At 74.8% G+C, this 26199-nt stretch carries 28 protein-coding genes; 15 read left to right on the forward strand and 13 right to left on the reverse strand.

The genetic code is table 11. The features are described 5' to 3' along the window. The first annotated feature begins 194 nt into the window (after nt 1-194). The 3 genes from ACZ47G_RS25275 to ACZ47G_RS25285 all read left to right on the forward strand — a co-directional run bounded on the left by ACZ47G_RS25275 (nt 195) and on the right by ACZ47G_RS25285 (nt 4047). Nucleotides 195-1409, forward strand: coding sequence for a CaiB/BaiF CoA transferase family protein (locus ACZ47G_RS25275; protein WP_465746245.1), 1215 nt, complete (start codon nt 195-197; stop codon nt 1407-1409). 109 nt (nt 1410-1518) lie between these two features. Next, nucleotides 1519-2691: an acyl-CoA dehydrogenase family protein gene (locus ACZ47G_RS25280; protein ID WP_465746246.1), complete on the forward strand. Its 1173-nt coding sequence runs from the start codon at nt 1519-1521 to the stop codon at nt 2689-2691. Nucleotides 2692-2967: 276 nt separating this feature from the next. Beyond that, the gene (locus ACZ47G_RS25285; protein ID WP_465746248.1) at nt 2968-4047 is read left to right on the forward strand and encodes an acyl-CoA dehydrogenase family protein; all 1080 of its coding nucleotides are present in this window, start codon (nt 2968-2970) and stop codon (nt 4045-4047) included. Between the two features lie 81 nt (nt 4048-4128). Here the strand turns inward: ACZ47G_RS25285 and ACZ47G_RS25290 are convergent, their stop codons facing one another. After that, nucleotides 4129-4686: a hypothetical protein gene (locus tag ACZ47G_RS25290; RefSeq protein WP_465746250.1), complete on the reverse strand. Its 558-nt coding sequence runs from the start codon at nt 4684-4686 to the stop codon at nt 4129-4131. A gap of 13 nt (nt 4687-4699) precedes the next feature. Then, nucleotides 4700-5128, reverse strand: a complete 429-nt coding sequence (locus ACZ47G_RS25295) for an ATP-binding protein (RefSeq protein ID WP_465746252.1) — start codon at nt 5126-5128, stop codon at nt 4700-4702. Nucleotides 5129-5258: 130 nt separating this feature from the next. Between ACZ47G_RS25295 and ACZ47G_RS25300 the strand changes: the two genes are divergently transcribed. Genes ACZ47G_RS25300 through ACZ47G_RS25310 form a run of 3 tightly spaced genes read left to right on the forward strand, consistent with a single transcriptional unit; the run spans nt 5259 to nt 6511 of the window. After that, nucleotides 5259-6107, forward strand: a complete 849-nt coding sequence (locus ACZ47G_RS25300; RefSeq protein ID WP_465746254.1) for a helix-turn-helix domain-containing protein — start codon at nt 5259-5261, stop codon at nt 6105-6107. Further along, nucleotides 6100-6300, forward strand: coding sequence for a DUF397 domain-containing protein (locus ACZ47G_RS25305; protein WP_465746256.1), 201 nt, complete (start codon nt 6100-6102; stop codon nt 6298-6300). Before ACZ47G_RS25300 ends, ACZ47G_RS25305 begins: the two co-directional genes overlap by 8 nt. A 19-nt stretch (nt 6301-6319) precedes the next feature. Next, the gene (locus tag ACZ47G_RS25310; protein ID WP_465746258.1) at nt 6320-6511 is read left to right on the forward strand and encodes a DUF397 domain-containing protein; all 192 of its coding nucleotides are present in this window, start codon (nt 6320-6322) and stop codon (nt 6509-6511) included. 68 nt (nt 6512-6579) lie between these two features. Here ACZ47G_RS25310 and ACZ47G_RS25315 read toward each other — a convergent pair whose 3' ends face one another. Beyond that, nucleotides 6580-6990 (reverse strand): winged helix-turn-helix transcriptional regulator, encoded by a 411-nt coding sequence (locus tag ACZ47G_RS25315; RefSeq protein ID WP_465746260.1) that lies wholly within the window; start codon nt 6988-6990, stop codon nt 6580-6582. A gap of 100 nt (nt 6991-7090) precedes the next feature. Between ACZ47G_RS25315 and ACZ47G_RS25320 the strand changes: the two genes are divergently transcribed. Further along, on the forward strand, nt 7091-7948 hold the full coding sequence (locus ACZ47G_RS25320; RefSeq protein ID WP_465746262.1) for an alpha/beta fold hydrolase: 858 nt from the start codon (nt 7091-7093) through the stop codon (nt 7946-7948). 70 nt (nt 7949-8018) lie between these two features. On the opposite strand, the gene ypfJ is transcribed toward ACZ47G_RS25320, so the two are convergent. Continuing rightward, on the reverse strand, nt 8019-8918 hold the full coding sequence (ypfJ, locus tag ACZ47G_RS25325; RefSeq protein WP_465746264.1) for a KPN_02809 family neutral zinc metallopeptidase: 900 nt from the start codon (nt 8916-8918) through the stop codon (nt 8019-8021). Nucleotides 8919-9108: 190 nt separating this feature from the next. Then, the gene (locus ACZ47G_RS25330) at nt 9109-9954 is read right to left on the reverse strand and encodes a helix-turn-helix transcriptional regulator (protein WP_465746368.1); all 846 of its coding nucleotides are present in this window, start codon (nt 9952-9954) and stop codon (nt 9109-9111) included. A gap of 464 nt (nt 9955-10418) precedes the next feature. Here ACZ47G_RS25330 and ACZ47G_RS25335 point away from each other — a divergent pair, with 464 nt between their 5' ends. Continuing rightward, complete coding sequence (locus ACZ47G_RS25335; RefSeq protein ID WP_465746266.1) at nt 10419-11057, forward strand: class I SAM-dependent methyltransferase; 639 nt, start codon at nt 10419-10421, stop codon at nt 11055-11057. A 467-nt stretch (nt 11058-11524) separates the two neighbouring features. On the opposite strand, the gene ACZ47G_RS25340 is transcribed toward ACZ47G_RS25335, so the two are convergent. Next, entirely contained in the window at nt 11525-12454 is a 930-nt protein-coding gene (locus ACZ47G_RS25340) for a phosphotransferase family protein (protein ID WP_465746268.1), read from the reverse strand. 197 nt (nt 12455-12651) lie between these two features. Here ACZ47G_RS25340 and ACZ47G_RS25345 point away from each other — a divergent pair, with 197 nt between their 5' ends. From ACZ47G_RS25345 to ACZ47G_RS25355, 3 genes are all read left to right on the forward strand, one after another. Beyond that, on the forward strand, nt 12652-13233 hold the full coding sequence (locus ACZ47G_RS25345) for a hypothetical protein (RefSeq protein WP_465746270.1): 582 nt from the start codon (nt 12652-12654) through the stop codon (nt 13231-13233). Nucleotides 13234-13296: 63 nt separating this feature from the next. After that, nucleotides 13297-13800: a P-loop nucleotide/nucleoside kinase family protein gene (locus tag ACZ47G_RS25350; RefSeq protein WP_465746272.1), complete on the forward strand. Its 504-nt coding sequence runs from the start codon at nt 13297-13299 to the stop codon at nt 13798-13800. Nucleotides 13801-13921: 121 nt separating this feature from the next. After that, nucleotides 13922-14785, forward strand: coding sequence for an NAD-dependent epimerase/dehydratase family protein (locus ACZ47G_RS25355; RefSeq protein ID WP_465746274.1), 864 nt, complete (start codon nt 13922-13924; stop codon nt 14783-14785). Nucleotides 14786-14855: 70 nt separating this feature from the next. Here the strand turns inward: ACZ47G_RS25355 and fusA are convergent, their stop codons facing one another. The 3 genes from fusA to ACZ47G_RS25370 all read right to left on the reverse strand — a co-directional run bounded on the left by fusA (nt 14856) and on the right by ACZ47G_RS25370 (nt 18915). Next, complete coding sequence (fusA, locus tag ACZ47G_RS25360) at nt 14856-16964, reverse strand: elongation factor G (RefSeq protein WP_465746276.1); 2109 nt, start codon at nt 16962-16964, stop codon at nt 14856-14858. Between the two features lie 351 nt (nt 16965-17315). Beyond that, nucleotides 17316-17921: a hemerythrin domain-containing protein gene (locus ACZ47G_RS25365; RefSeq protein ID WP_465746278.1), complete on the reverse strand. Its 606-nt coding sequence runs from the start codon at nt 17919-17921 to the stop codon at nt 17316-17318. 79 nt (nt 17922-18000) lie between these two features. Continuing rightward, on the reverse strand, nt 18001-18915 hold the full coding sequence (locus ACZ47G_RS25370; RefSeq protein WP_465746280.1) for a DMT family transporter: 915 nt from the start codon (nt 18913-18915) through the stop codon (nt 18001-18003). Nucleotides 18916-18962: 47 nt separating this feature from the next. On the opposite strand from ACZ47G_RS25370, the gene ACZ47G_RS25375 reads away from it, so the two are divergent. From ACZ47G_RS25375 to ACZ47G_RS25385, 3 genes are all read left to right on the forward strand, one after another. Then, nucleotides 18963-19493: a MarR family winged helix-turn-helix transcriptional regulator gene (locus tag ACZ47G_RS25375; protein ID WP_465746282.1), complete on the forward strand. Its 531-nt coding sequence runs from the start codon at nt 18963-18965 to the stop codon at nt 19491-19493. Then, nucleotides 19490-20026 (forward strand): DUF6328 family protein, encoded by a 537-nt coding sequence (locus ACZ47G_RS25380; RefSeq protein WP_465746284.1) that lies wholly within the window; start codon nt 19490-19492, stop codon nt 20024-20026. Before ACZ47G_RS25375 ends, ACZ47G_RS25380 begins: the two co-directional genes overlap by 4 nt. Before the next feature lie 195 nt (nt 20027-20221). Further along, nucleotides 20222-20827, forward strand: a complete 606-nt coding sequence (locus tag ACZ47G_RS25385; protein WP_465746286.1) for an AAA family ATPase — start codon at nt 20222-20224, stop codon at nt 20825-20827. Nucleotides 20828-20860: 33 nt separating this feature from the next. Here the strand turns inward: ACZ47G_RS25385 and ACZ47G_RS25390 are convergent, their stop codons facing one another. Beyond that, nucleotides 20861-21247 carry a hypothetical protein gene (locus ACZ47G_RS25390; protein ID WP_465746288.1) on the reverse strand — a complete coding sequence of 129 codons (387 nt, stop codon included), beginning with the start codon at nt 21245-21247 and terminating at the stop codon, nt 20861-20863. A gap of 156 nt (nt 21248-21403) precedes the next feature. Here ACZ47G_RS25390 and ACZ47G_RS25395 point away from each other — a divergent pair, with 156 nt between their 5' ends. Next, nucleotides 21404-21925, forward strand: coding sequence for a P-loop nucleotide/nucleoside kinase family protein (locus ACZ47G_RS25395; RefSeq protein WP_465746290.1), 522 nt, complete (start codon nt 21404-21406; stop codon nt 21923-21925). Between the two features lie 628 nt (nt 21926-22553). Here the strand turns inward: ACZ47G_RS25395 and ACZ47G_RS25400 are convergent. The 3 genes from ACZ47G_RS25400 to ACZ47G_RS25410 form a co-directional block, all read right to left on the reverse strand. After that, entirely contained in the window at nt 22554-23315 is a 762-nt protein-coding gene (locus ACZ47G_RS25400; RefSeq protein ID WP_465746292.1) for a 2-phosphosulfolactate phosphatase, read from the reverse strand. A gap of 547 nt (nt 23316-23862) precedes the next feature. After that, nucleotides 23863-24513, reverse strand: coding sequence for a hypothetical protein (locus ACZ47G_RS25405; RefSeq protein WP_465746294.1), 651 nt, complete (start codon nt 24511-24513; stop codon nt 23863-23865). Between the two features lie 86 nt (nt 24514-24599). Continuing rightward, nucleotides 24600-26180 (reverse strand): AMP-binding protein, encoded by a 1581-nt coding sequence (locus ACZ47G_RS25410; protein WP_465746296.1) that lies wholly within the window; start codon nt 26178-26180, stop codon nt 24600-24602. Between the last annotated feature and the right edge of the window lie 19 nt (nt 26181-26199).

Below are 26199 nucleotides of genomic sequence, written 5' to 3' on the forward strand. Positions count from 1 at the left end.
CGTTTCCCGAAGCACCGATATCCCCGCCCATATGAGCCCAGCCCGCGCCGCGTGAATATCCTGCGCCCTATCGATCCGGTGCCCAACTCGTATTGGACGGCGCCGAATTCCGCCGGGTTTCCTGGATTGCGGAACGAGACGGCGCGGCACCGCCGCCCGCCCCTCCCCCTCACCCCGACCCCAGGAGGCATCCGATGACCGATCAGCCCAGCGGCCCGTCCGGGCGAGGACTCCTCGCCGGGGTGCGCGTCGTCGAACTGGCGAGTGTGATCATGGCCCCGTACGCCGCCCAACAACTCGGCGACCTGGGCGCCGACGTCATCAAGGTCGAGCCGCCCACCGGTGACATGACGCGCCACTACCCGCCGCTGCGCCACCCCGGCATGGGCGGCGCGGCGCTCAACCTGAACCGCAACAAGCGCAGCGTCGCCATCGACCTCAAGGCCCCGCACGGCCGCGAGGCGCTGCTCGCCCTGCTGTCCACCGCGGACGTCTTCATCACCAACCTGCGCCCGCAGGCCCTGTCCCGGCTCCGCCTGGACTACGCCGCGCTCGCACCCGCCAACCCCGGCCTGGTCTACGCCAACGCCCAGGGCTTCCGCAGCGACAGCGATCACGGCACCCAGGCCGCCTACGACGACATCGTCCAGGCCGCCAGCGGCCTGGTCTGGCTCAACCACCAGGTGTCCGGGCAGCCGCACTACGTCCCCACCGTGCTGGCCGACAAGATCTGCGGCATGCAGATCGCCCAGTCGGTGCTGGCCGCGCTGCACTACCGGCAGCACGGCGGCACCGGTCAGCACATCGAGGTCCCGATGGTCGACACCATGCTGGCCTTCAACCTGGTGGAACACCTGGGCGCGGCCGCCCTGGAGCCCGACGGCGCCTTCGGCTCGCCCCGCTCGCTCAGCCCGCAGCGCCGCGCCCAGCGCACCGCCGACGGCTGGATGTGCATCCTGCCGCAGAGCGACCGCAACTGGCGGGACTTCACCGCCTTCGCCGGCCGCCCCGAACTGGCCGACGACCCGCGCCTGGCCACCGGCCCCGACCGGGCCCGCAACGCCGACGACTTCTACCGGGTGATGGCGCAGCTGACACCGCGCCACACCAGCGCCCGGTGGCAGGAGTTCTGCGACCGCGCGGGCATCGCCGCCGCCCCGGTCCTCGACCTGGAGTCCGCCGCCACCACCGCCTACGCCCGCGAGGGCGGCCTGCTGCGCGAGGCCGACCACCCCACCGAGGGCCGCTACCGGGTGATCGGCCGCCCGGTGCGCTACTCGGCCGACCCCGAACCGCCGCTGCGGCCCTGCCCGGCCATCGGCCAGCACACCGACGAGGTCCTCCGGGAGGCCGGCTTCGACCCGGCCCTGCTGCACTCACCGGACGACGCCCCGGCCCTGCTGCCCTGACCGGACCACCCCCGCCCTGCTGCCCCGACCGGACCACCCCGGCCCTGCTGCCCTGACCGCCCCGCCCCGCCCCGCCCCAGATTCTCACCCACCGCTTTGGGAGCCACCCATGACCACGGCAACGCCGTCCCCGCTCGGATTCCCCGACACCGCCCTGCCCGCATCGGCCCGCCGGCTGCGCACCGAGGTGCGCGCCTTCCTCGACGAGGAGCGCGGGCGCGGCACCGTACTGGGCCGCCCCGACTCCTGGCTGGCCGGCTGGGACCCGGACTTCACCCGCCGCCTGGCCGCCCGCGGCTGGGTCGGCATGGCCCTTCCCGCCGAGTACGGCGGCGCCGGGCGCGGCTTCCTGGAGCGCTACGTGGTGATCGAGGAACTCCTCGCCGCCGGCGCCCCGGTGAGCGCGCACTGGGTCTCCGACCGGCAGGCCGGCCCGTCCGTCCTCCAGCACGGCACCGAGGAGCAGCGCCGCTTCTTCCTGCCCCGGATCGCGGCCGGCGAGTGCTTCTTCTCCATCGGCATGAGCGAGAAGAGCAGCGGCTCCGACCTGGCCTCGGTCCGCACCCGGGCCGAACGCGCCGCCGACGGCTGGCGGCTGAGCGGCACCAAGATGTGGACCGGTGGCGCCCACGCCAACGACTACGCCATCGTGCTGGCCCGCACCGACGACGCCGAGGACCGGCACCAGGGACTGAGCCAGTTCATCGTCGACCTGCGGGCCCCGGGGGTGCGGATCGAGCCGATCCACCTGATGAGCGGCGAACACCGCTTCAACGCCTTCCACCTGGAGGACGTCCACGTCCCCGACGGCATGCTCCTGGGGCGACGGGGCGACGGCTGGAAGCAGGTCACCGGCGAACTCGCCTTCGAACGCAGCGGGCCGGAGCGCTACCTGTCCACCTTCCCCCTGCTGGTGTCCCTGCTGCGCGAGCTCTCCCGGCGCACCGCCACCGCCGGGCAGCTCGCCCAGGTCGGCCTGCTGACCGCCCGCCTGCACGGCATCCGCCGGCTCTCCCTCGGCGTGGCCGCCGCACTGGACGCCGGGGCCTCGCCCGACACCCAGGCCGCCCTGGTCAAGGACCTCGGCACCCGCCTGGAGACCACCCTGGTCGACACCGTGCGCGCCGTCCTGCCGACCCCGGCCGACCCGCACGCCACCCCCGGCAGCCACGCCGAACTGCTCGCCTTCGCCCTGCTGCACAGCCCCGGCTACACCCTGCGCGGCGGCACCAACGAAATCCTTCGCGGCATCATCACTCGTGGACTGGAGCAGCAGCGTTGACATCTCCCCCAGCTGAAGCAGGGGGATCCTTCCCTTGCGGGTCGAGCCTTCCGCTTCGACGACAGCGCTGCCCCGGATCAACGGCAAGGGACGTTGGTACGCCCAGCGGACTCACGCCGGCTCCACAGACCTGACATCCCGCCGGCCCGGCGGTGCCGGCCTCCGCCCGGTGCCATGCCGGTCCGCCTTGGCGGCGACTCGGCACTCCTTGTCCCGCTGCACGGGCAATCCGTTTCCTCCCCCGGCTGAAGCCGGGGGTATCCACGGAGGTATCTGATGAACACCCACACGATCGACACCACCACCCCCGTCGTGACCGCCGACGCGTACGACACCGCCGCGTTCTTCGCCGACCCGGACGCCATCGCCGTGGTCACCAACGCCACCACCCCGGACGCCGTGCCGCTGCCCGGCCCCGGGGCGGCCACCGCCGAACTCCTCGCCGCCGCCCGGGAAGCCGGCCGCCTGGCCGTCCCGGCCCCGTTCGCCGAGACCGCCCTGGTCGCCCGCCCGCTGCTGCGCCGGGCCGGGCTGCCCGTCCCGGACGGCCCGCTCAGCCACGCCGTCGCCCCCGAGCTGACGATCCGCCACGCCCACCCCTCGGCCGGCGCGGCGGGCAGCGGGGTCGGCTCGGCGGGCAGCGTCGGTCAGAACGACGCGCTGCTGGTCACCGGCACCCTGCGCCGGGTGCCCTGGGGCAGGGAGGCCGCAGCGGTGGTGGTGGCGGCCCTCGCGCCCTTCGGCCCGGTCCTGTTCACCCTCGATCCGGGCCGGGCCGTCCTTGCCCCCGGTGCCAACCTGGCCGGGGAGCCACGCGACGACCTGCACCTCGCCGGGGTCGAGATCCCCGCCGAGCGGGTGCGCCGGATCCCCCGCGAACTGCTGGAGGAGGCCGGGCTGCGGGCGGCCCTGGCCCGCGCCGCCCTGATCGCCGGAGCCGCCGGGCGCTGCGTCGAACTGACCGTCGCCCACACCGGCGCCCGCACCCAGTTCGGCCGCCCGCTCAGCCGCTTCCAGGCCGTCAAGCAGGAGCAGGCGAAGCTGATCGAGGAGGCCGCCCTGGTCACCGCCACCGTCCAGGCCGCCGCCGCACCGCTGGACGCCGGCGGCGCCGCCGCCCGGTTCGCCGTCGCCGCCGCCAAGACCCAGGCCTCCGCCTCGGCCGCCGAGATCGCCCGCATCGCCCACCAACTGCACGGCGCCGTCGGCATCACCACGCTGAGCCCGCTGCACCTGGCCACCACCCGCCTGTGGTCCTGGCGCGACGAGGACGGCGACGAGACCCACTGGGCCACCCGCCTGGCGGGCACCGTCACCGCCGACACCCTCTGGCCCGCCCTCACCGCCACCCCCTGACCACCCGCCGGAGCGGCCCCGGCAAGGCCCACGCGCGCGCAGGAAGTCGACGGGTTCGACTTCCTGCGCGCGCGTGGGCTTTCAGGTGCGGGGCACGCGGGCCCGGCAGTCGGCGAGGGCGTACGTGATGCGGGGGTCGGGGCCGGGCTCGGCGGCCAGGAGTTCGCCCGCCTCGACCAGGGCGCACCAGTACCGGGCCGGGTCGCCGGTGGTGGGCAGGGGACGGGCGGCGGCCAGGGAGAGGTAGGCGGCGGTGAGGTTGCCGGTGGTGAACCAGCGGGCGAGACCGTGCCGGTGGCCCGCGCGGATGCCGCCGAGGGCGTCGATGGCGGTGAGGAAGTGCTCGATGACGGCCAGGTCCGTGGCGGTCGGGGCCTTGGGGACGTCGAAGACGCCGAGGGCTTCGAGGAGTTCGCCGGTGTCGGCCTCGGAGCCGGGGCGGGGGTCGGCCAGGAGCGCGTCGAAGCAGTCGTTGAGCCGGATGGTGGCCTCGGCCAGAGGGATGGACAGCGCGAGGCAGACGGCCCGGGCGGCGGGCAGGGGCCGGCCCGAGCTGCGGGCGAGCAGGGCGTAGGCCTGGGCAGGGGTGTGGCCACGGTCGAGGGCGCGCCGGGCGAGGTCGGGCAGGGCAGGCAGCATCGAAGGCGCGCTTTCAGACGAGGATGACGGCGGGGGCGGGCGCGACCAGCGCCCAGACGAACTTGCCGATCCCACCGGCGCGCGGGCAGCAACCCCAGCGCTCAGCCAGTTCGTTGACGAGAAACAACCCGCGCCCGCGCTCCTCGTCCGGCCGGGAACGACGGACGGAGGGCCGCCCGGCCCCGGCATCGTGGACCTCAAGACGAAGGCGCTCCCCACTGACGGCGAACCGCACCTCGATCAGCCGGTCGTCGGGAGCGCCCGCGTGCTGGACGGCGTTCGCGAAGAGCTCCCCGAGGAGCAGCTCGGCGACATCGCGGTAGCGGTCACCGGCGGGGAGGGCGGCGAGGTAGGCCCGGAGCAAGTGCCGGGCCAGGGGCGTGGACTCGGGCCGCGAGTCGAGACGAGCGGCGAACGTGCGGGGGCGGCAGGAGACAGGCATGGGGGCACCTCGGAGGGGGCGGGAGGCGGAGCGTCACGGCGAAGCTGCAGTGCGTAGCTAATCGGCTACCCAGCGCGTCCACTGTCCTCTAGACTTTGGAGGTGTTCAACTGGTCCATACTGTTTGATAGGTGGGACGAATAGCCTTGAACAAGAGGGACCTTGACCCCCAGGCATCCCCGGCGGCCGAGTTCGGAGCGTTCCTCCGCACGTTGCGCGAGGAGCGGGGCTGGACGCAGGAGCACCTTGCAGAGCTGGTCGGGTGCACGTCGTCGCACATCTCGGCCCTGGAAAATGGTCGCAGGAGGGCAACTCGCCGTATCGCAACTGAACTTGACAGAGCATTCGGGTTGAGTGAGCAGTTTCTGGCAGAGTGGGGCAAGTCAGGCCAGCGCATCCTGTTCGAGGGCTTCGAGGAGTTTCTCCGCGATGAGTCGAAGGCGGTGGCGATGCGACTGTTTGAGATCAACATCGTTCCGAGCCTCCTGCAGACCCCCGCGTACATTCGGGCGTATCAAGGGGCGCTTGTCGGTCGGGGCGTCTCGACGCAGCAGCAGGCCGACGAGCGAACGGAGCTGCTACTCCACAGGCAGACCGTTCTTGCCCGTGATCCCGCTCCGCTCGTCCATGCGGTCATAGACGAAGGGGCTTTGCGGCGGTCCATCGGCAGCCGTGCAGTCATGGCCGAGCAACTGGAGCACCTGGAGGCCCTTGCGGTTCGGCCCCGCGTTCTTCTCCAGGTCAGTCCGTTCTCGCTGGGTGAACTCAGGCCGTTCGCGCATCCAATTACGTTGCTGACTACGCCGAACAGGGCCATGGTTGGCTACGGAGAGACGCAGAAACGAGGCTTCCTCGAACGCGATCCGGAGACGTTGGCCGAGTGGGCTGGTGAGTACGATCACCTCCAGGTCGAGGCGTTGTCCCGGTCGGCGAGCCTCGAGTTCATTCGAGAAGTGCGGAAAGGTTTTGATCATGGATGACCTGCGCAGCGCCGCATGGCGAAAGAGCTCCTACAGCGCGCAGCAGGGGCAATGCGTCGAGGTGGCGATCGGCCCCCTCAGCCAAGTGCCGGTCCGTGACTCCAAGGACCCCCAGGGCCCGGCTTTGGTCTTCCCGGCCGCCGCTTGGGAAGCATTCGTAGCAGCCGTCCGCGAGGGCGACTTCCCGGCATAGCACTCCGAAAGGGCTGCCCGTGTTGATCTGGCGCAAGAGCAGCTACAGCGGTCCGAACGGGGGCGACTGCGTCGAGGTGGCCCCCGGATTCCCTGACCTCGTCCCCGTCCGTGACTCCAAGGACCCCCAGGGCCCCGCCCTGGCCTTCCCGGCCGAGGCCTGGTCGTCGTTCGTCGCCGCCGTCCGCTCCGGCGAGTTCGGCGACGTCTGAACCGGGGCGTCGACCGTTCTGCCCTGCCGCCCCGTCCTCCACGGGGCGGCAGGGCGGAACCTGCCCGCCTACCGCCCGTCGGCCTCCTGGTCGACGGCTTCGTTGGCGCGGTCGATCTCGGCCATGTGCTCCTCCGCCCAGGTCCGCAGCCCGGCGAGCGCGGCTTCCAGGGACAGCCCGAGTCCGGTGAGCCGGTAGAAGACCCGTGGCGGCACGGTCGGTTCGACCCGGCGCGACACCAGCCCGTCGCGGGTCAGGCTCCGCAGCGTCACGGACAGCATCTTCTGCGAGACGCCGGGCATCCGGCGCCTCAGCTCCGCGAAGCCCACCTCGCCCGGTGCGGCGTCGGCGAGCGTCTTGACGGCCATGGACGTCCACTTGGTGCCGATGCGGTCCAGCAACTGCCGCGTCGGGCAGCGGGGATCGAACAGGTCGCCGCGTACCCCGCGTCCGGCGGCCCGGGTTCCTCGGGTGGTCACCCGTGGCTCACCACCTTCCCTGAAAGTGCCGTCTGGGAAGCGGCCGGACGGTTACTTATCGTTCTGTGGTCACCAATGGTAACCACCCGGAGGAGCCGCCGTGCCCGTCACCACCGCACACCGACTGCACCGCATCACGACCAACGGCGTCCGACTCAACGTCGCGATCGCCGGGGACGGACCGGCGGTGCTCCTGCTGCACGGCTTCCCCCACACCTGGCAGCTCTGGCGCGGCATCATGGGCCGACTGGCCGACCGGTACCGGGTCATCGCCCCGGACCTGCGAGGCTTCGGTGCCAGTGAACGTGCCGTCGGGGGCTACGACGCGGCCACCCTGGCCGCCGACGCCGAAGGGCTGCTCGACGCACTCGGCGAGCCCTCGGCAGCGGTGGTCGGCATCGACGCGGGCACCGCCCCCGCCGTCCTGCTCGCGCTGCAACGGCCCGGCCTCGTCCGGCGCCTGGTCGTGATGGAGGCCCTGCTCGGCCGCCTGCCCGGAGCCGAACACGTCGTCGCGGGCGGCGCCCCGTGGTGGTTCGGCTTCCACGCCGTCCCCGGCCTCGCCGAGACCGTCCTGGCCGGCAACGAGGGCCCGTACATCGACTGGTTCCTCGACGCGGGGACGCTCGGGCGAGGAGTGCCCGACGACATCCGCGCCGCCTTCGTCCACGCGTACACCGGGAGCGAGGCCCTTCGCTGCGCGTTCTCCTACTACCGGGCCCTGCCCACCAGCGCGCAGCAGCTCCAGGACGCCGTCGCGACGGCCCGGCTGACGATGCCCACCATGGCCATCGGCTCCCACCCCGTCGGCACCGGGCTCGAACGCCAACTCCGTCCCGTCGCCGATGACCTGGTCGGACACCAACTCCGGGACTGCGGCCACATCATCCCCCTCGACCGCCCCGACGCGTTGTTCGCGCTCCTTGCCCCCTTCCTGGCCGCCGATCCGCCGAAGTGAGCGGAGCGGGGCCCACGGACCGCGGCCGGCGGCCCGGGCGTGCACGGGGTCGGTCAAGCAGGAGGGTGCGTCAGATCTTCCCGGAGAAGGTGTCGCACTGGGCCAGGTCGCCGCTGCGGTAGCCGGTGGTGAACCAGGCCTTGCGCTGGTCGGCGGAGCCGTGCGTCCACGCCTCCGGGTTGATCTTCCCGGTGGCCTGCTTCTGGATCCGGTCGTCGCCGACGGCGGCGGCCGCGTCCAGGCCCTGGGCGATGTCCTGGTCGGTGAGCGCGGCGATCAGCGGACGGCCGGTGGAGGCCTGCGGGGTGGTGGTGGCGTGGTGGGCCCACACCCCGGCGTAGCAGTCGGCCTGCAGTTCCAGGCGCACCGAGGCGCTGGTGGCGCCCTGGCGGTCGCCGCCGACCTTCTGCATGGTGCCCAGCAGGGTCTGGAGGTGGTGGCCGTACTCGTGGGCGACGACGTAGGACTCCGCGAACGGGCCGCCCTTGGCGCCGAATCGGGTCGACAGTTCGCTGAAGAAGCCGAGGTCGAAGTAGGCCTTCTGGTCGCCGGGGCAGTAGAACGGGCCCACCGCCGAGGTCGCCGGGCCGCAGGCGGTGGAGACCCGGTCGGTGAACAGCACGGTCTGGGCCGGCTTGTACGCCACCTTGGTGCGGCGCGGCAGTTCGGCGCTCCAGAACTCCTGGAGGCTGTTGGTGACGGCGGTGATCCGGCAGTCCTGGCGCTTGTTGGCGTCCGCGCCCTTCTTGCAGGCCTGCTGCACCTCGCCGTCGGTGCGCGCCCCGGAGGAGGACGTGCCGCCACCGCCGCCGGACAGGCCCAGCAGCTGGGGGTCGACGCCCAGGATGACCGCGAACAGCACCGCGAGCAGGCCCACCGCCCCGCCCCCGATGGCGACCTTCCCGCCCGGGATGCCGCGCCGGTCGTCCACCTGTGAGGTGTCGAGGTCGCCCTGGTCGTCGAACTGCATGCCCGTGCCTGCCCGTTTCTCGTCGATCCGTCGATGTGCCGCTGTGTCGCTGTGTTGCTGTGTTGCTGTGCCGGCTGTGTTGCTGTGTCCCTGTACAGGTGCGCAGCTTCGTCGCTTTGGTGGCGTTCTGTGCCGCCCGCGGCCCGCTCAGCCTACGGGCAGCGGGCCCCGAGCCGCCGCAGCAGGGGCGTCACACCGAGGAGTCCACGGCGCCGGCGCCGACCACGCGCAGCAGCTCCAGGCGGGAGGCGGCCTCGCTGCCGGGGGCGGCGCTGTGCACCAGCAGCAGCTGGTCCTGCCCGCCCGCGGCCAGCACCTCGCACTCCAACTCCAGCTCCCCCACCACCGGATGCAGCACCCGCTTGCGGCCGCTGCGCCGCAGCGCCACCTCGTGCCGCTCCCAGTGCGCCGTGAACTCCTGCCCGGTGGCGAGGAGTTCGGCCAGCAGCTCGGTGGCGCGGCGGTCGCCGGGGCGGGCCGCGTGGGCGGCGCGCAGGCCCGCCACGTGGGCGCGGGCCAGCGCCTCGTGGTCCTCGGGCGGGAACAGCGCGCGGCTCGCCGGGTCGGTGAACCAGCGCAGCAGCAGGTTGCGCCGCCCCGGCGCCAGGGCGGTGGCGTCCCCGAACACGGCGGTGGCCATCGCGTTCTGCGCCAGCACGTCCCCCAGGTCGGAGACCACCTGGGCGGGCGTGTCGTGCAGGCGGTCCAGGATCAGCAGCAGCCCGGGGCGCACATGGGTGAGCGGGCCGTGGCGGCGCGGCGGCTCGTGCCCGGCCAGGTGGAACAGGTGGTCCCGCTCGTCCTCGCTGAGCCGCAGCGCCCGCCCCAGCGCGGCCAGCAGCTGCGGCGAGGGCTGGGGCCCGCGCCGCTGCTCCAGCCGGGCGTAGTAGTCCACCGACAGCCCCGCCAGCTGCGCCACCTCCTCCCGGCGCAGCCCGGGGGTGCGGCGCCGGGCCCCGGGCGCGAGTGCGACGTCGGCGGGCGTCAGGCGGGCGCGGGCGCGGCTGAGGAAGTCGGCGAGGGCCTCACGGTCGATCATGGTGCCCAGCATGGCGCGGAACGGCGGGCGGTAGCCAGGGATTACCGGTCCCGGGGTTGGGTCCGGGGCCCGCTGCGGCGACCCCTCGGGTCCGGGCCGTCCCCGTCGACGAGGGAAGGGGCCGTGGCGCCGTCAGGCCGTGCGGATCCGGTCGCCGATCTGCGGCGGCCTCGCCTCGAACCCGGCCGCCTGCAGCTGCGTCGGCGCCGCGTTGTACTGCCACTGCCGCAGCGCCCATGGCCTCGCGCAACCCGCCCGCCGTCGGCGTTCCCAGCACCATCGTCATGCCGGGATCCGACACCCCGTCCCGAATCCCCGCAACCCGTTCACCGGCTCACGGGGGTCTCCCGGTACGGACCGCCCGGGCTCCGTGGCCCCGGCTCGTACCACGGCCGCAGTCCGTAGTCGGCGGGTCGTGGTCCAGGTTCGTGGTCCAGGTCCGTGGTCTAGGGTCGTGGCCCGTGCCCGATACCTCGTCATACCTGACCGCCACCGCCGACGCCTACGACGCCCTGGCCGTGCGCTACGCCGACCTCGTCAAGGACGGCCTGGCCCAGCTGCCGCTGGACCGCTCGTTCGTCACCGCCTTCGCCGACCTGGTGCGCGCCACCGGCCCCGCCCGGGTGGCGGACCTGGGCTGCGGGCCGGGCTACCTGAGCGCGGCCCTGCACGCGGCGGGCCTGGACCCCTACGGCATCGACCTCTCCCCCGCGCTCATCGCCATCGCCCGCCGCCGGTACCCGCGGCTGAGCTTCGAGGTCGGCTCGATGGACGCCCTCGCGGCGGGGGACGCGACGCTGGGCGGCGTCGCCTCCTGGTACTCGCTGATCCACACCCCGCCGGAGCAACTGCCCGCCTACCTGGCCGAGTTCCGCCGGGTCCTGGCCCCGGGCGGGTACGCGCTGCTGGCCTTCTTCGAATCCGAGGGCGAGCCGGTCACCCCCTTCGACCACAAGGTGACCACCGCCTACCGCTGGCCCATCGACACCCTGGCCGAGATCGCGGGCGCGGCCGGCTTCACCGAGACCGCCCGCCTGCTCCGCGCGCCCGGCGACGGCGAACGCTTCCGCCGCGGCCACCTGATACTGCGCGCCGCCTAGCCCGCCGTTGGACCGCCCGTAGCGGCTCGGCGCGGCTTGGCGCCTTTCCTGCGATGGGCGGGCCGAGCGATCACGCGAAGGCCGCTCCAGCGTCCGGCGGATCCCCGTGCGGGTGACACGCCCGCGGCTCGGAGTCGCGGGCGGCCGTGGCCGCAGCGAACGCCCCACTGACCGGCCGGGGAGAAGGCCTCGCCGCTTGCCCGTGTCACCGTGAGGTTCGCCCTCATGCCGTCGAACAGGATCCGGTCGCCCGGCGCAAGGAACAGCGGGCTGGTGAGCTCGCAGAAGTAGCCGTCGTCCTTTCCGAGGTGATCGGCCATCACGAGCCGCGGGACCGGGGTGACTCCATCCGTGACCAGGCGCGTGCCGTGGATCGTTCCACGCAGGTGGCAGACGCCGCGACCGGTTTCGAAGCAGCGGCCCTGCGGCTGAACGACAATCCAGGTGTGCGTCGGTGGCGGCGCGGGTCACCGTCCCAGGAGCAGCGCCTGGAGCTGCGGAAGTCGGCCGAACAGGTCGGGGAGTCCGCGCAGGCCGTTGCGCGCGGACTCGTGCGAGAGCGCGAGGTCGGGGCCGGTGCTCGCCTCGGTACCGGCGAGGCAGCGGAGGATGTTCCACCTCGTGTGCCCCAGCCAGCCGCCGATCATGAACACGAACCAGCTCGGGCCCGGCGGCGGCAGCGCTGCGCCGCGCGCGGCGTAGCCGTCGAGGACCGCGCGGAAGACGGCGGGCTCGATGGTGTCGAAGCCCGGTCCCTTGGCGAGGCTCAGCGCGGTCGAGCCGAGCTCGCCGGACAGGTCGAGCATCCCGGAGAGCTCCCAGTCGAGCAGCACCGGCCGGCCTTCTCGGGCGAGCAGGTTCCACGGCTGGATGTCCTGGTGGGTCAGTACGAGGGGGCCCGGCCGTTCGCAGGTGTCGACGAGGTGGGCGATCGCCAGGAACGTCTCGACGTGGGAGGCGAGTTCGTCGGCCCACGGCTGTCCGGTGGCCGCCGCCCGCGCGGCGAGCTCGGGCCAGTCCCGTGGCGTCGGTTCCTCGCTCGGCCCGGGGGTCCACGCGAGGTCGAGGGTGTGGATGCGCGCGAGGATCTCACCGATCTCGAACGCGTACGCCTCCGATACCGGTTCCTCCGGCACCTCTTCGCCCTCGACCCATCGGTGGACGAGCGTGTCGTGGCCGGCCGAGATCGGCTCCGGCATCGGGATGCCGGCGGCGAAGGCCGCCCGCTCGAACCTGAACACGTCCTCGACGCGGTAGGTCGAGCGGCGGTCGGCGAGGTTCAACTCCTTGACCGCGAAGGACCCTTGGTCGGTGTCGAGCCGGTACATCCGGTTGGCGAATCCGCCGTGGACGCGGGTCATCGGCCCGGTCGGCACTCCGAGGTGCGAAAGGTTCACCCCCGCAGGCTAGGCACCGGCCTTCATCGACGCACCGGACTTTCCCGCGCCGGACGTTCCCCCCGCCGGGCATGCCCCCCGCCCGGCCCCGCTCCCCCGCCAACCGGGCGAGGCGGCGCGGTGGGCGGCATGGCGTCGGAGGCCGCGGGGTGCCGGGGCCGGAGACTGGTGCGCCCCGGACGCAGGCAGGAGAGACCATGGACGAGCGCAGCCGCCCGAGTACCCCGAGCCGGCCTCCCGGCGGCCAGGCCGGGGTGCTGGGCACCGCGCTCGCCGGTGTGCTGGCGGCCGCGCTCGCCTCGGGCTCGTGGCAGTGGTTCTCCACCTACCTGGGTCTGACGCTGCTCGCGGTGGTGTTCTCCTTCGCCGGGCCGCCGGCCCCCACGCCCGGCGCGGGCTCGGTCCACCTGCGGAGCCTGACGGCCTACGCGCTGGTCGTCGGCCTGTGCGCGGCTCTCGTCCTGGCCCCGGCGATGCAGCGCTGGGCCTGGCTGTTCCCGATGCCGGGCACCCGCGCCGAGTGCGCCCGCCTGGGCGAGTACGCGGCGGTGAAGGCGCAGGCCGCCCTCGGCGGTCTCGCCGACCAGGGCGGCGCCGCGCTGGCGGCGGCGAGGGGCGACCAGAGCCGGCAGGCCGTGAACGACTGCCTGGCGGCCACCACGACGCAGTGGCTGCCGGCGTACGCCCTCGGGGCCGCGCTCCTGACGGCGCTCACCGTCCGGCTGGCGGGCCGCTCCCGCGCGGCCCGCACAGCGGCGCGGGCGGCCGGGGAGCGGTGACGGGGGCACGCCCCGGCCCGGGGAGCGGTGACCGCGGGGCGCCGGCGGCCCTAACCTGGGCCGATGACACAGCGATTGGGCACCGTGGTGCTGATGTGCGGTCCTCCGGGCGCGGGCAAGACCACCTACGCGATGGGGCTGGTGCGGCGCGGCTACGTCCGGCTCTCGATCGACGAGGTGGTCTGGCAGCGGCTCGGGCGGCGTGACGCCGGCCTGGTGCTGGCGGCCGGGGCGTACGACCGGCTCAAGGAGGAGGTCCGCGGCGAGCAGCGGCGGGAGCTGGTCGAGCTGATGCGGGCCGGGCGCGATGTGGTGGTGGACTACAGCTTCTGGAGCCGCGCCGCCCGCGATGACTACAAGGCGCTGGTCGAGGGCCACGGCTGCCGCTGGGAGCTGGTCCATCTCAAGGCCGACCGGGCGACGTTGGAGCGCCGCCTGGACCGGCGCAACGACGAGGACGGCGCCGACTGCGTCACCGTGGACCGGGCGCTGCTGGACCGCTACCTGGCCCACTTCGAGGAGCCGGAGGGAGAGGGCGAGCAGGTCGTCGTGCAGCCCTCGCGGTGAGAGCGCCGCCCCAGCCAGGGATCGGGAATCCCTGGTTCGGCGGGTCTCTGCCGCCATCGTCCTGACACGGGCAGGGTGGTGGGTGTCGGAGAGAGCGGAACTCCCGGAAGGCGATGGGGACATGGCGAGGATCCTGGTGACGGGGACGACCGGTTCGGTGGGGCGGCGGCTGGTGCCGCGGCTGGTGCGCTGGGCCGGGGCCCAGGGCGGCACGGTGCGGGTGCTGGTGCGGGACGCGGCGAAGGCGCGGCAGGTGGGCCTGGACGGGGTGGAGGTGGTGGTCGGCGACCTGTGCGAACCGGCCGACCGGGCACGGGCGTTGGAGGGCGCCGAGGTGGTGGTGAACGTGGCGGCGGCGCTGCGCGGGGTGCCGGACGAGCAGGCGTGGGCGGTGAACCGGGACGCGGCCGTCGCGCTGGGGCGGGAGGCGGCGAAGGCCGGGGTGGCCAGGTTCGTGCACACCAGCACCAACCTGGTGTACGGCCGGGGGCTGGGCCGCCCGGCCGTGGAGCGGGACGAGCCGGCGCCGCACCCGGCCTGGGGCGTGTACGCGCGGTCCAAGGCGCAGGCCGAGGCGGGGCTGCGCGAGCTGGGAAGTGAACTGCCGCTGGTGGTGGCCAGGTTGGCGTTCGTGTACGGGCAGGGCGATCCGCACCTGGCGCAGTCGCTGCACTGGGCGGCGTCCTGGCCGGCCCACCAGCGGCTGGCGGTGGTGCACCACGCGGACGTGGCGCAGGCGCTGTGGCGGACGGTGGTGACCCCGGGCATCGAGGGCCGCACTTACAACGTCTGCGACGACGCCCCGCTGACGGCCTGGGACCTGCACCTGCTCAACGGCTGCACCCACCCGGGTGGTTCGGGCCAGGGGGTGGAGGGGTTCGACCCGTGGGAGGGCCAGGTGTCGACCGCGGCCGCCCGCCGGGACCTGGGCTGGCGCCCGCTGTACCCCTCGGCGTGGGCGGCGGCGGAGGCCGGTGCGCTGTGACCGGCCCGCCGCGCGCGGGGCGTGCCGGGGGCCCGGCCCTCCCCGCTCTCGGGAAGGGCCGGGCCGTACCTCAGCGGGCCGTCACGCCGGCCGCCGTCGTGGCCGCCGTCGCCGTCCCCGGGCCCGTCGCCGTCCCCGGGCCCGTCGCCGGGGCCGGGGCGTAGCCGGCCGGGCGGGTGGTGAAGGTGCCGCGGCCCTGGGTGCGGCTGCGCAGGCGGGCCGCGTAGCCGAAGAGTTCGGCCAGTGGCACCAGTGCGCTGACCTCGGCCGTGGCGCCCGAGCCCGTCCGGGTGCCCTGGACGGTGGCGCGGCGGGCGGCGAGGTCGCCCAGGACGGTGCCCAGCGCGTCCTCGGGCACGGTGACGCTCGTCTGCGCGAGCGGTTCCAGCAGCTGGAGCCGGGCCGCGCGCAGTGCCTGGCGCAGGCCCAGGCGGGCGGCGGTGCGGAAGGCGAGGTCGGAGGAGTCCTTGGGGTGGGTGAGGCCGTCGGTGAGGGTGACGGCGAGGCCGGTGACCGGGTGGCCGCCGAGCGGGCCCTCGGTGAGGGCGTCGCGGCAGCCGGCCTCCACGGCCTGGACGTACTCGCGCGGCACCCGTCCGCCGGTGACGGTGGAGGTGAACGCGAAGCCGTCCGGGGCGGGTGCCAGGTCGAGGACGATGTGGGCGAACTGGCCCGCGCCGCCGTCCTGTTTGACGTGCCGGTAGGTGAAGCCGGTGAGGCCCTCGACCAGGGCCTCGCGCAGCGCGACCTGGGGGCGGCCGACGACGGCCTGGATCCCGGCGTCGCGGCGGACCTTCTCCACCGCGACCTCCAGGTGGAGTTCGCCCAGGCCGGACAGGGTGCGCTGGCCGGTCTCGGGGTCGGTGGCCAGGCGCAGGGACGGGTCCTCCTCGGCGAGGCGGGCCAGGGCGGCGGTGAGCTTGTCGGTGTCCTCGGTGCGGCGGGCTTCGACGGCGACGGTGACGACGGGTTCGGCGCTCACGGGTGCCTCCAGGCGGATCGGGTGGTCGGGGTCGCACAGGGTGGCGCCGACGCGGGCGTTCTTGGGGCCGATGACGGCGACGATGTCGCCGGCCAGGGCGTGGTCGGTCTCGGTGCGGCGGTCGGCCTGCACGCGCAGGATGCGGGCGACGCGTTCGGTGCGTCCGGTGCCGGCGTCGAGCAGGGTGTCGCCCTTGCGCAGGGTGCCGGCATACAGGCGCAGGTAGGTGAGGCGGCCGGTGGGGGCCGCGGTCACCTTGAACGCGAGGGCGGTCAGGGGCTGTTCGGGGTCGGCGTGGCGCTGCTGGTGGTGGTCGGCGGCGGTCACGGGCGGGGTGTCCAGCGGTGAGGGCAGGTAGGCGACGGCGGCGTCCAGCAGGGGTTCGATGCCGCGGTTGCGGTAGGCGGAGCCGGCCAGCACCACCACCGCCTCGCCGGTGCGGGTGAGTTCGCGCAGGGCGGCGGTGAGGGTGGCGGGGCCGAGGGCGCCGTGGGTGCAGAACTCCTCCAGGGCTTCGGGGTTCAGTTCGGCCACCGCTTCGTCCAGGGCGTGGCGGCGCTCGGCGGCCTCGGCGGCGAGGTGCTCGGGGACCGGGCCTTGGGTGAGCGTGCCGTGGTGGTCCCAGGTCAGGGCGCGGCGGTGGACGAGGTCGACGACGCCGGTGAAGGCGTCCTCGGCGCCGATGGGCAGGTGGACGGCGAGCGGGTGGGGGTGCAGGCGTTCGCGGATGGAGGCGACGGCGGCGTCCAGGTCGGCGCCGGCGCGGTCGAGCTTGTTGACGAAGGCGATGCGGGGCACGCCGTGGCGCTCGGCCTGGCGCCACACCGACTCGCTCTGCGGCTCGACGCCGGCGACCGCGTCGAACACGGCGACGGCGCCGTCCAGGACGCGCAGACTGCGTTCGACCTCGTCGGCGAAGTCGACGTGGCCGGGGGTGTCGATGAGGTTGATCCGGTGTCCGTCCCAGGCGCAGCTGACGGCGGCGGCGAAGATGGTGATGCCTCGGTCGCGTTCCTGGGGGTCGAAGTCGGTGACGGTGGTGCCGTCGTGGACTTCGCCGCGCTTGTGGGTGGTGCCGGTGAGGTAGAGGATCCGTTCGGTGACGGTGGTCTTGCCGGCGTCGACGTGGGCGAGGATGCCGAGGTTGCGGACGGCGGCGATGGCGGCGGCGGTGCTGGTGGTGGTGTCGGTGCGCATGGCCCGGGTGCCTTTCGAGGCGGTTTCGGCGGGGTGGGCGCGCGATTGGCACAGTGCCGTCGCCGAGACCTGACGCATCGTCAGGTCAGTGGCGGAAGGGGGCCGTACGGGATTCCGTGCGGGCGTCTTCAGGAAGTGGCACTGCCCCGGTGCCGGCCGCGCAGCGGGCACCGGTAGGGCGGGGACACCAGGATCACCTCGTACCGCGAGGCGGGAGAGGGGGTGGCGGCACTGTGCTTCGGCATGGCCGCCGCACCCCCTCTCCCCTTGCCGTCGTCGTGGTCGGCCGCGCGCTCGGGGCGCGGCTGCGGGGCGAGTCTAGGGAGAGCGGGCGCGGGTCGGCGAGAGGTTTTACGGCGCCCGGAAGCGCAGCACCGCGTCGCGCCAGCCGTCCCGGGTGGGCGCGGCGGCGTCCGAGGCGGTATCCGGGGCGGTGTCCAGGGCGGCGCCGATGGCGCGTTCCTCGTAGCCGAAGTGGGACTCCACGATGGCGGCCAGGCCGTCGAGTTCGCGGCCGATCGCCGCCAGGTCGGTGCCGGGTTCGGCCGCGGCGCGTACGCCGTGTTCGGCCCGTACGGCGTGTTCGGCCCGTACGGCGTGTTCGGCCCGTACGGCGTGTTCGGCCCGTACGGCGTGTTCGGCCTGTTCGGCGAGTTCGCGGACCCGGGCGAGGATGCGGGTGATGAGGCCGTGGTCCTCGACGAGTTTGGCGACGGTCGGTGCCAGGTCGGGGCGTTCCCGTACGAGGGCGGTGAACAGGCCGGTGTCCTCGCCCTGGTGATGGTTGGTCAGGGCGGTGCAGAAGGCGAGGCAGTGGGTGAGCAGGGCGTCGTCGGGCAGGGTCCGGCGGCCCAGGCCGGCGCGGACGTTGGCCAGGCGGCGGCGCAGTTCGTGGTGGGCCTGGGAGAGTTGGAGGCTGAGGGCGGCGGTTCGGCCGCCGTCGACGGGGGAGGCCACGGGTGGGCGGTCCCTTCGGTTGCGCACCTCCATGCCTGGCGCGGTCCGCCACCGGCACGCGATGCTGCGCGTCATCCGATCACGTGCCGTGGCGCTGCGGCAAGCCGGCAGGGTCCTCGCCTGGTTCGGCGGGCTCCGGCGCCCGGGTGCGGGTGCGGGGCCGGCCGAGCAGGATCCCGGCGGCGACCAGGGCCAGTCCCGCTCCCTGGCGCACGCCCAGTTCGTCGCCGTCCAGCGCGGTGCCCAGCAGCACCCCGGCCAGCGGGTTGAGCAGCCCCAGCAGGCCGACGGTGCCGGCCGGCAGGTGGCGCAGCCCGGCGAACCAGCAGGCGAAGGCGAGGGCGGTGGCCACCAGGGTGACGTAGCCGAAGGCGAGCAGGGTGGGGCCGTGCGGCGGCGGGGGCGGGCCCTCGGCGACGGCGGCCAGTGGCAGCAGGAGCAGGCCGCCGGCGGTCAGCTGCCAGGCGGTGGCGGCCAGCGGGTCGGCGCCCTCGCGCCAGCGGGCGGCGAGGACGTAGCCGACGGAGGAGACCAGCATGGCGCCGGCCGAGGCGGCCAGTCCGGCCCAGCCGGGCGTGCCGGCGCCGCCGAGCACGGTGAGGGCCACTCCGGCCAGGCCCACCACCGCGCCGGCCAGGTGGGCGCGGTGCGGGTGCTGGCCGGCCAGGGCCCAGGCGGTGAGCAGCATGGCCAGTGGGGAGGCGGCCATGACGGTGGCGGCGGTGCTGGTGGGCAGGAGTTGGGAGGCGAGGTAGAGCAGGACGAAGAAGACGGCGGTGTTGAGGAGTCCGAGCAGGGCGCTGCGCCACCACCAGGGGCCGTGGGGGCGGCGGCGGGCGAGGGCGAGGAGGAGCAGTCCGGCGGGCAGGGCGCGCAGGGTGGCGCCCCACAGGGGGCGGTCGGCGGGCAGGTAGGCGTGGGTGACCCAGTAGTTGGCACCCCAGGCGAGTGGGGCGAGGGCGGTCAGCAGCACCCACCGGGCATTGGCTTCCATGGAAGACAATATAGCTTCCATGGAAGCGACCCGGGTAGGATGGGGCCATGGAGCACCAGGACGATGCGGACCACGTCGCGCTGATCCAGGCCCGGTGGCGCCGCGAGCGCCCCGACCTCGACGTCTCCCCGCTGGCCGTGATCGGGCGCCTGCACCGCCTCGCCGCGCGCCTGACCGCCGAACTCACCCTCGTCTTCGAGCGCTACGGCCTGAGCGAGGGCGAGTTCGACGTGCTCGCCGCCCTGCGCCGGGCCGGCGCCCCCTACGAGCGGGCCCCCGGCGAACTCGCCGCCCACACCATGGTCACCACCGGCGCGATGACCAAGCGCGTCGACCGCCTGGAGCGGGCCGGCCTGGTCACCCGCCGCCCCGCCGAGGACGACCGGCGCGGGCGCGTGGTCGCCCTCACCGAGGCCGGACTGCGCCTGATCGACGAGGCGTTCACCGCCCACATCCGCAACGAGCACCGCCTGCTCGCCCACCTGGACCCGAGCGAGGCCGCCGCCCTGCAGACCCTGCTCACCGCCTGGCAGCAGCGCCTGGACGGAGGCGGCGCGCGCGGACAATGTGACGCATGAGCAGCAGCCCCCCTCCCCCGCCTCCCCCGCCCGGCCCCGCCGACCGACCCGAGCCAGCGCCCCCGCCCCCGGGCTGGGAGAACCCGCAGGTGCGGGCCGACCGGCGCCTGGTGGAACTGCTGCAGGAACTGCGGGTGCTGCAGACCGGCGTGCAGATCGTCTTCGCGTTCCTGCTCGGCGTCGCCTTCACCCCTCGCTTCGCCGAACTCTCCGACCCCCAGCAGGACATCTACGTCACCACCCTGCTGCTGACCGTCATCGCCGCCGCCGTCCTGGCCACCCCCGTCGCCCTGCACCGCGGCCTCTACCGCCACCCCGGCAAGGCCCGCATCGTCCACGTCTCCGCCCGCATCGCCCAGTACGGCCTGCTGCTCCTGGCCTGCGCCCTGAGCGGTGCCGTCCTGCTGGTCCTCGACGTCGTCCTCGGCGCCGCGGTGGCCGTCGCGATCACCGGCGTCGTCGCCCTGATCTTCGCCGCCCTGTGGTTCGTCCTCCCCTGGGCCCTGCGCCGCCCCACCCGCGACCGGCCCTGACCGGCCCGCCCGCCTGCCCGCCCGCCCGCGGTCCGTGCCCGGTACGGGCGGGCGGCCGGGCGGGACCAGACCGTGGACCGGCTTCCGGCGCCGGGGGCCTGGCCGGCAGCCGCCGCTCCCAAGGCGCCTGCCCCACCCCACGGAGCCCCCGGCCCCCGCAACCGCTTACGTGCCCGCCTCCCCTAGGGTGACCGTATGCGCACCGACCACCGTTCCTGGGACGTCCTGCTGATCGGCGGCGCCTCCGGCGTCGGCAAGAGCCGCGCCGCCGCCCGCCTCGCCGAGCGGCACGGCGCGTTCGTGGTGGAGTTCGACGACGTCGTCGCCGCCCTCCAGGCCGCCACCACCGCGGCCACCCACCCCGGGCTGCACCACTTCGCCGGCCACCACGACCCGGAGCGGACCCTGGGCGCCGACCGCGTCCTGGACCTGCAGATCGCCACCGCCCACGCCCTGGACGAGGCCCTGCTCGGCGTCGTGCGCAACCGGCTGAGCGTGGAGGTGCCCGCCGTCGTCGAGGGCGACTACCTCAGCCCCCGGGCCGCCGCCCGCGCCGCCGCCGAGGCCGCCGCGCACGGCCGGCGCCTGCGCGCGGTGTTCCTGCACGAGGGCGACCCGGAGCGCATCGGCGCCAACTACGCCCACCGCGAGCCGGACTGCGGCCCCCAGCCGGCCCGCGCCGTCGTCAGCGCCCGCTACTCCCACTGGCTCGCCGCCCAGGCCCGCGCCCACCGCCTGCCCGTGGTCGACTGCCTGCCGTACGAGACCCTGCCGCAGCGCCTGGCCGCCGCCCTGGCCTGAACCCGGCCCGGGCGGCGCCCGCTCCCTCCCGCCCTACGCGGCGGGGGCGTCCTCGATGTCGGAGACCAGCTTGGTGCCCAGGTCGCTCTGCACCGCCAGCCGGGTGTGGCCGGCGTCGGGCCCGGTGCCCCAGGTCAGCGTGACCGTGGTGAACAGGTGCCCGGCGCCCGAGTCGTGGTAGCGCACCTCCCAGGCGGTCGGCACGTCCTGGGCGCGCAGCACGCCGTCGGCGTGGTTGGCCTCCTCCCAGGCCGCCAGCCGCCGGCGGAAGTCCTCGGTGAGGTAGTGGGCGCGCAGCTGGTCCGACAGGTCGTCGGTGCCGTCGGAGACGGCGTCGATGTAGGCGCCGTAGAAGTCGGCCACCCGGTCGACCGCCGAGTCCGGGCTGCCGGCGCGCACCGCGTCTCCAGGCTGGGTCATGATGGTCCCCTCCGTTCCGTACGGGCCCGTGCGGCAGCGCGCCGCCCGGGCCGACTGGTCCGTCCACCGGGCACAACGAACCCGGGGCACCGGAGGTTTCGGGCACGAAGTTGCCAACAGGCGTGGCCCCCGGGCGCGTTGGACGGGAGACGAGCGGTGCTGATCGTGGTGAGCGGCGGACCGGGCAGCGGCAAGACCACCCTGGCGCACACCCTGGCCCGGGCCATCGGCTGCCCGGCCGTCGTCCGGGACGAGCTGAAGCAGGGCCTGCTGCACGCCGGCACCCGCACACCCGCCCCCGACCGGGTGGTGCACGACGCGTTCTTCGCCGTGCTCGGCGTGCTGGTGGACGCCGGGGTGAGCGCGGTCGCCGAGGCCGCCTACCAGGACCGGCTCTGGCGCCCTGGCCTGGCCCCGCTGGCCGCCCGCACCCAACTGCGCGTCGTGCACTGCCGGGTGGACCCGGCCGTGGCCCGCCACCGGGTCGCCGCCCGCCTGGCCACCGACCGCCACCGCGCCGCCCACGCCGACCGCGACCTGCTCGCCGCCCCACCCGGACCGGGCAACCTGCTGGACGACTTCACCCCGCCCTCCCTGCCCGCCCCCCACCTGTCCGTCGACACCACCGACGGGTACGACCCGCCCCTGGCGGACATCCTCGCCTTCACCCGCCCCTGAGCACCCCCGCCCGACCCACCCACCGGCGCCCGACCGCCGCCCCCGCGCGGGAAGTCGGCCCCACCGACTTCCCGCGCACCGCCGACCGCCGCCCCGCAGCCTCAACACCGGCCCCGGGACGGACACGCCGAGCACCCCACCAGGGCTGCGCGCGCAGGAAGTCGGCCCCACCGACCTCCCGTACACCGCCGCCCGCCGCCCCGCAGTCTCAATACCGGCCCCGGGACGGACACGCCGAGCACCCCACCAGGCCTGCGCGCGCAGGAAGTCGGCCCCACCGACTTCCCGTGCACCAGCCCACCCACACCGGAAACCCGGCGCCCCCTCGGCCACCAGCCCCAACACCGGCCCCGGACCGGACACGCCGGGCGCCCCCATCAGGGCTGTGCGGTGAACGCCCCGCGCGGGAAGTCGGCCCCACCGACCTCCCGCGCACCGCCGACCGCCACCCCGCAGCCTCAACACCGGCCCCGGAACGGACACGCCGAGCACCCCACCAGGGCTGCGCGCGCGGGAAGTCGGCCCCGCCGACTTCCCGTGCACCGGCCCACCCACACCGGAAACCCGGCGCCCCCTCGGCCGCCAGCCCCAACACCGGCCCCGGACCCGGCACGCCGGGCGCCCCCGGTCAGGGCTGTGCGGTGAACGCCCCGTCGACGAGGACCGGCGCCAGCGCGCAGGTGTCCAGCTCGGTGGCCACCGCCACGTCCTCGGCGAAGCCGCCCTCCGTCAGCTCCCGGCCCGACGCGCTCCCCCGCACCTCCCCCGCCACGTCCGCGCACCCCGCGAACGCCGCGCCCGCCATCGCCGCCTCCGGTGACAGCGGCCCGCACCCCAGCTCCCGCAGGGCGGCGATCACCGCGCCCGCGCCGTACAGGTCCTCCAGCGCCGGGCGCAGCGTTCCGTCGGGCCAGCGCTCCCCGGCGGCGATCACGCCGACCGGGCGTTCGGGCGTGCCGTAGCCGTGCGCGGCGAGTCGGCGGGCCACGGCGGTGGGGTTGCGCAGGCAGGCGGCCAGGACCGTGGCGCCGGCCTGCCGGGCGGCGGCGGAGATGGCGGAGCCGTTGGGCGAGGGCAGGACCAGGCGCGCGGTGGCGGGGGCGCGGCGCAGGGCGGCGGGCGAGAGCGTCCAGGGTGTGTGCTCGCCGGCGGCGCGGCGGCCGACGGCCAGGCGGGCGTCGTGGCGCGCGGCGAAGGCCTCGGCCCTCGCGTCGCGCCAGGGGTGGGGGAAGACGCGGGTGCCGGCTTCGACGGCGACGGAGACGGAGGTGGTGAAGGAGAGCACGTCGACGACCACGAGGGCGGCGACTCGGGGGGCGAGGTGCCGGGCGCCGGTGGGGCCCCAGTCGAGGCGTACGCCGTGGCCCGCCTGGAGGAAGTAGTCGCGCATGGCCGGTGATCATGCCACGCGCCGGGCTTCCCGTCGTAGCGCCGGGCGAGCCTGGTCCAGGGCCTGGCGAGGGCGGCGTCCCGGTCCGGCCACCACTCGGCCGTCCGGTCTTCGACGCCCCACCGCGCGCCCCGGTCGGTGCCCCCGGTCGTGGCCGGGTGTTCACAGCGGGCGGGGGGTTCCCGGTCGGCGGGGCCTGAGGTGACCTGAGGTGACCGGCAGTTCGTCGCGGTGGGCGAGGTCGCTGTCGCGGCCGTCAGGACAGCAGCCCGCCGGGGTCGGGGAGGACGGGGTTGTGCCCGGCCCCGGAACTCGTCCTCGCCGTGGACCAGCTCGCAGGCGGCGTCCTCGCTCCTGGCGCGCCAGTCGGGGAGGCCGCAGGGCGCGCCGTCGCGGTCGGCGCGGAGCAGGGAGGTGACGCCCCACTCGCCATCGAGGTCGACCGCCCCGCGCAGGTCGCCGAACGCCCGGACATCCGAGGGGAGTCGGACGCCGAATCCGGGTGGGGGGCGAGGTCCCGGGGCACTGGGGCCGGGGTGCCGGCGGGTCAGGGGAAGGTGGACCAGGCCTGGTCGGTCAGGTGTGCGGCCTGGTCGATGTCGTGCTGCGGCTGCTGGGCGCCGGCGAAGCGCAGCCGTACCGTCAGGTGGGCCGAAGTGCGTTCGCACAGTTGGACGTCGGTCTTGTCCGGGGTGACCTGCTGGCCGGTCAGGATGGGCTGGTAGGAGACCAGGCAGGAGACCTGGCCGATGGTGACGACCTCGCTGTTGGGCTTGGCCTGGCCGAGCGGGGCCGGGTCGACGTAGGGGGTGTAGGGCTTGGGGCTGGCGGCGCGGACGGCCTCCAGGACGAGGAAGTCGCGCATCCCGTCGTCGGCGTACTGGCGCACGGTGGCCGCGGCGCCGCCGTAGGCCTGGGAGAGGGTGCGGGTGCCACCGGCCTCGTCGGCGGCGGCGTTCTTGGCGAGTTTCGCGTCGGCCCCGGCGGTGAGCGGGGTGAAGCCGCCGGGCAGGTGGTCGGGGGCGTGCAGGGTTTCGCCCAGGCCGCCGAAGGCTGCGGCGGTGGCGGGGTCGGCGCCGCCGCTGCCGGTGCCGGTGAGCAGCAGGGGTATGCCGGCGAGGAGGAGGCCGGCGACCAGTCCGGCGGCGGCTGCGGCCGCGGTTCTGCCGCGCGGGGCGTGGGCGGGCTGGTCGGGCACGGGGCTTCCTCTCGATCGGGTGCGGTGACCGGGTTCAGCGGGCGGGTGCGGTGGGCGGGTGCGGTGGGCGGGTGCGGTGGGCGGGTTCAGCGGGTGAGGGTCTCGCGCAGGCGCTTCTTGTCGGGCTTGCCGACGGCGGTCAGCGGGATGGCGTCGAGGAGGTGGAGGGCTTCGGGGGCGTAGATGCGGCCCTTGTGGGCGGTGACGAAGGCGCGCACGTCGTCCAGGGTCGGCCGCTGCCCGGGGGCGGGGACGACGGCGGCGTGGACGTGTTCGGCCTGCTGGTCGTCGCGCACGCCGTAGACGGCGCACTGGGCGATGGCGGGGTGGGTGAGCAGGAGTTCCTCGACCTCGGTGGGGTGGACGTGGCCGCCGACGACGATGATGAGGTCCTTGAGGCGGTCGGCGAGGTAGAGGTAGCCGTCGGCGTCGAGGTAGCCGATGTCGCCGGTGTCGAGCCAGCCGTCGCGCAGGACCTGGGCGGTGAGGTCGGGGCGCTTCCAGTAGCCGGCCATGATCGTCGCCGAGCGGACGTGGATCCCGCCCTGTGCGCCGGCGGGCAGCACGGTGCCGTCGGCGGCGCGGATCTGCACCTCGACGCCGGGCAGGGGGCGGCCCACCGAGATCTGGCCGCCGTGGCCGGTGCGGTCGTGCTCGTGCGGGCCCAGGATCGCGATGTTCTGGGCCTCGGACATGCCGTAGCCGCTGACCAGGACGGGCCCGAAGGTCTTGAGGGCCTCGCGGATGCGGCTCGGGGAGGAGGCGCAGCCGCCGTAGGAGACGCGGCGCAGGCTGGACAGGTCGGTGCCGGCGAGGGCGGGGTGGTCGAGCAGCCGGTAGAGCAGCGGGGGCAGGACCCACAGGTCGGTGATGCGTTCGCGTTCGATGGCGGCGAGGACGTCGCCGGGGTCGAAGGAGCGCTGGAGGACGACGGATCCGCCGTGGTGGAGGGTCAGGTCGCTGAGGAGGCCGGCGAGGTGGGCGAGGGAGGTGGCGGCGAGGAAGCGGGCCTGTTCGCCGTCGGGGCGGGCCTCGCCGAAGGGGGTGTCGAAGACGCTGCGGTAGGGGCCGTGGAGGCTGAGGATGCCCTTGGGGATGCCGGTGGTGCCGCCGGTGTGGCGGATGCCGAGGTCGTCGCCGGGGCCGATGGGGACGGCGGGTTCCTCGGCGGGGCGGGTGGCGGAGGCGGCGATGACGTCCTCGCCGATGGTGCCGACGCTGCCGGTTCCGTCGGCGCCGGTGCCGTCGGTGCGGGGGCCGGGGCCGAGGGTGAGGACGGCGGGGACGTCGATCAGCGGCAGCAACGCGGCGGCGTCCGCGTGCCGTTCGGCGTCCACGAGCAGGGCGGTGGTGTCCACGCTGGCGACGATCTCGGCCAGGACCGGGGCGCCCATCCCGTCGTAGAGGTTGACCACCCGGGCGCCGGCCAGGCCCGCGGCGTAGCGGGCGCTGAGGGCCTCGGCGGTGTTGCCGGTGAGCAGGGTGACGGTCGAGCCGCGGGTGATGCCGCGGGCGAGCAGCTCGTGGGCGAGGCGGTAGGTGGCGGCGGCGAAGTCGCCGGCGGTGATCTCGACCCGGTCGGCGGTGGTGATGGCACGCCGGTGCGGGTCGCGGGTGAGGGAGCGCAGGATCAGGGCGGGGGCGCTGACGAACTCCCGGTCGGACATGGCCACTTCCTCACTGTCG

The organism is Kitasatospora sp. NPDC030952 (genome assembly GCF_055571335.1).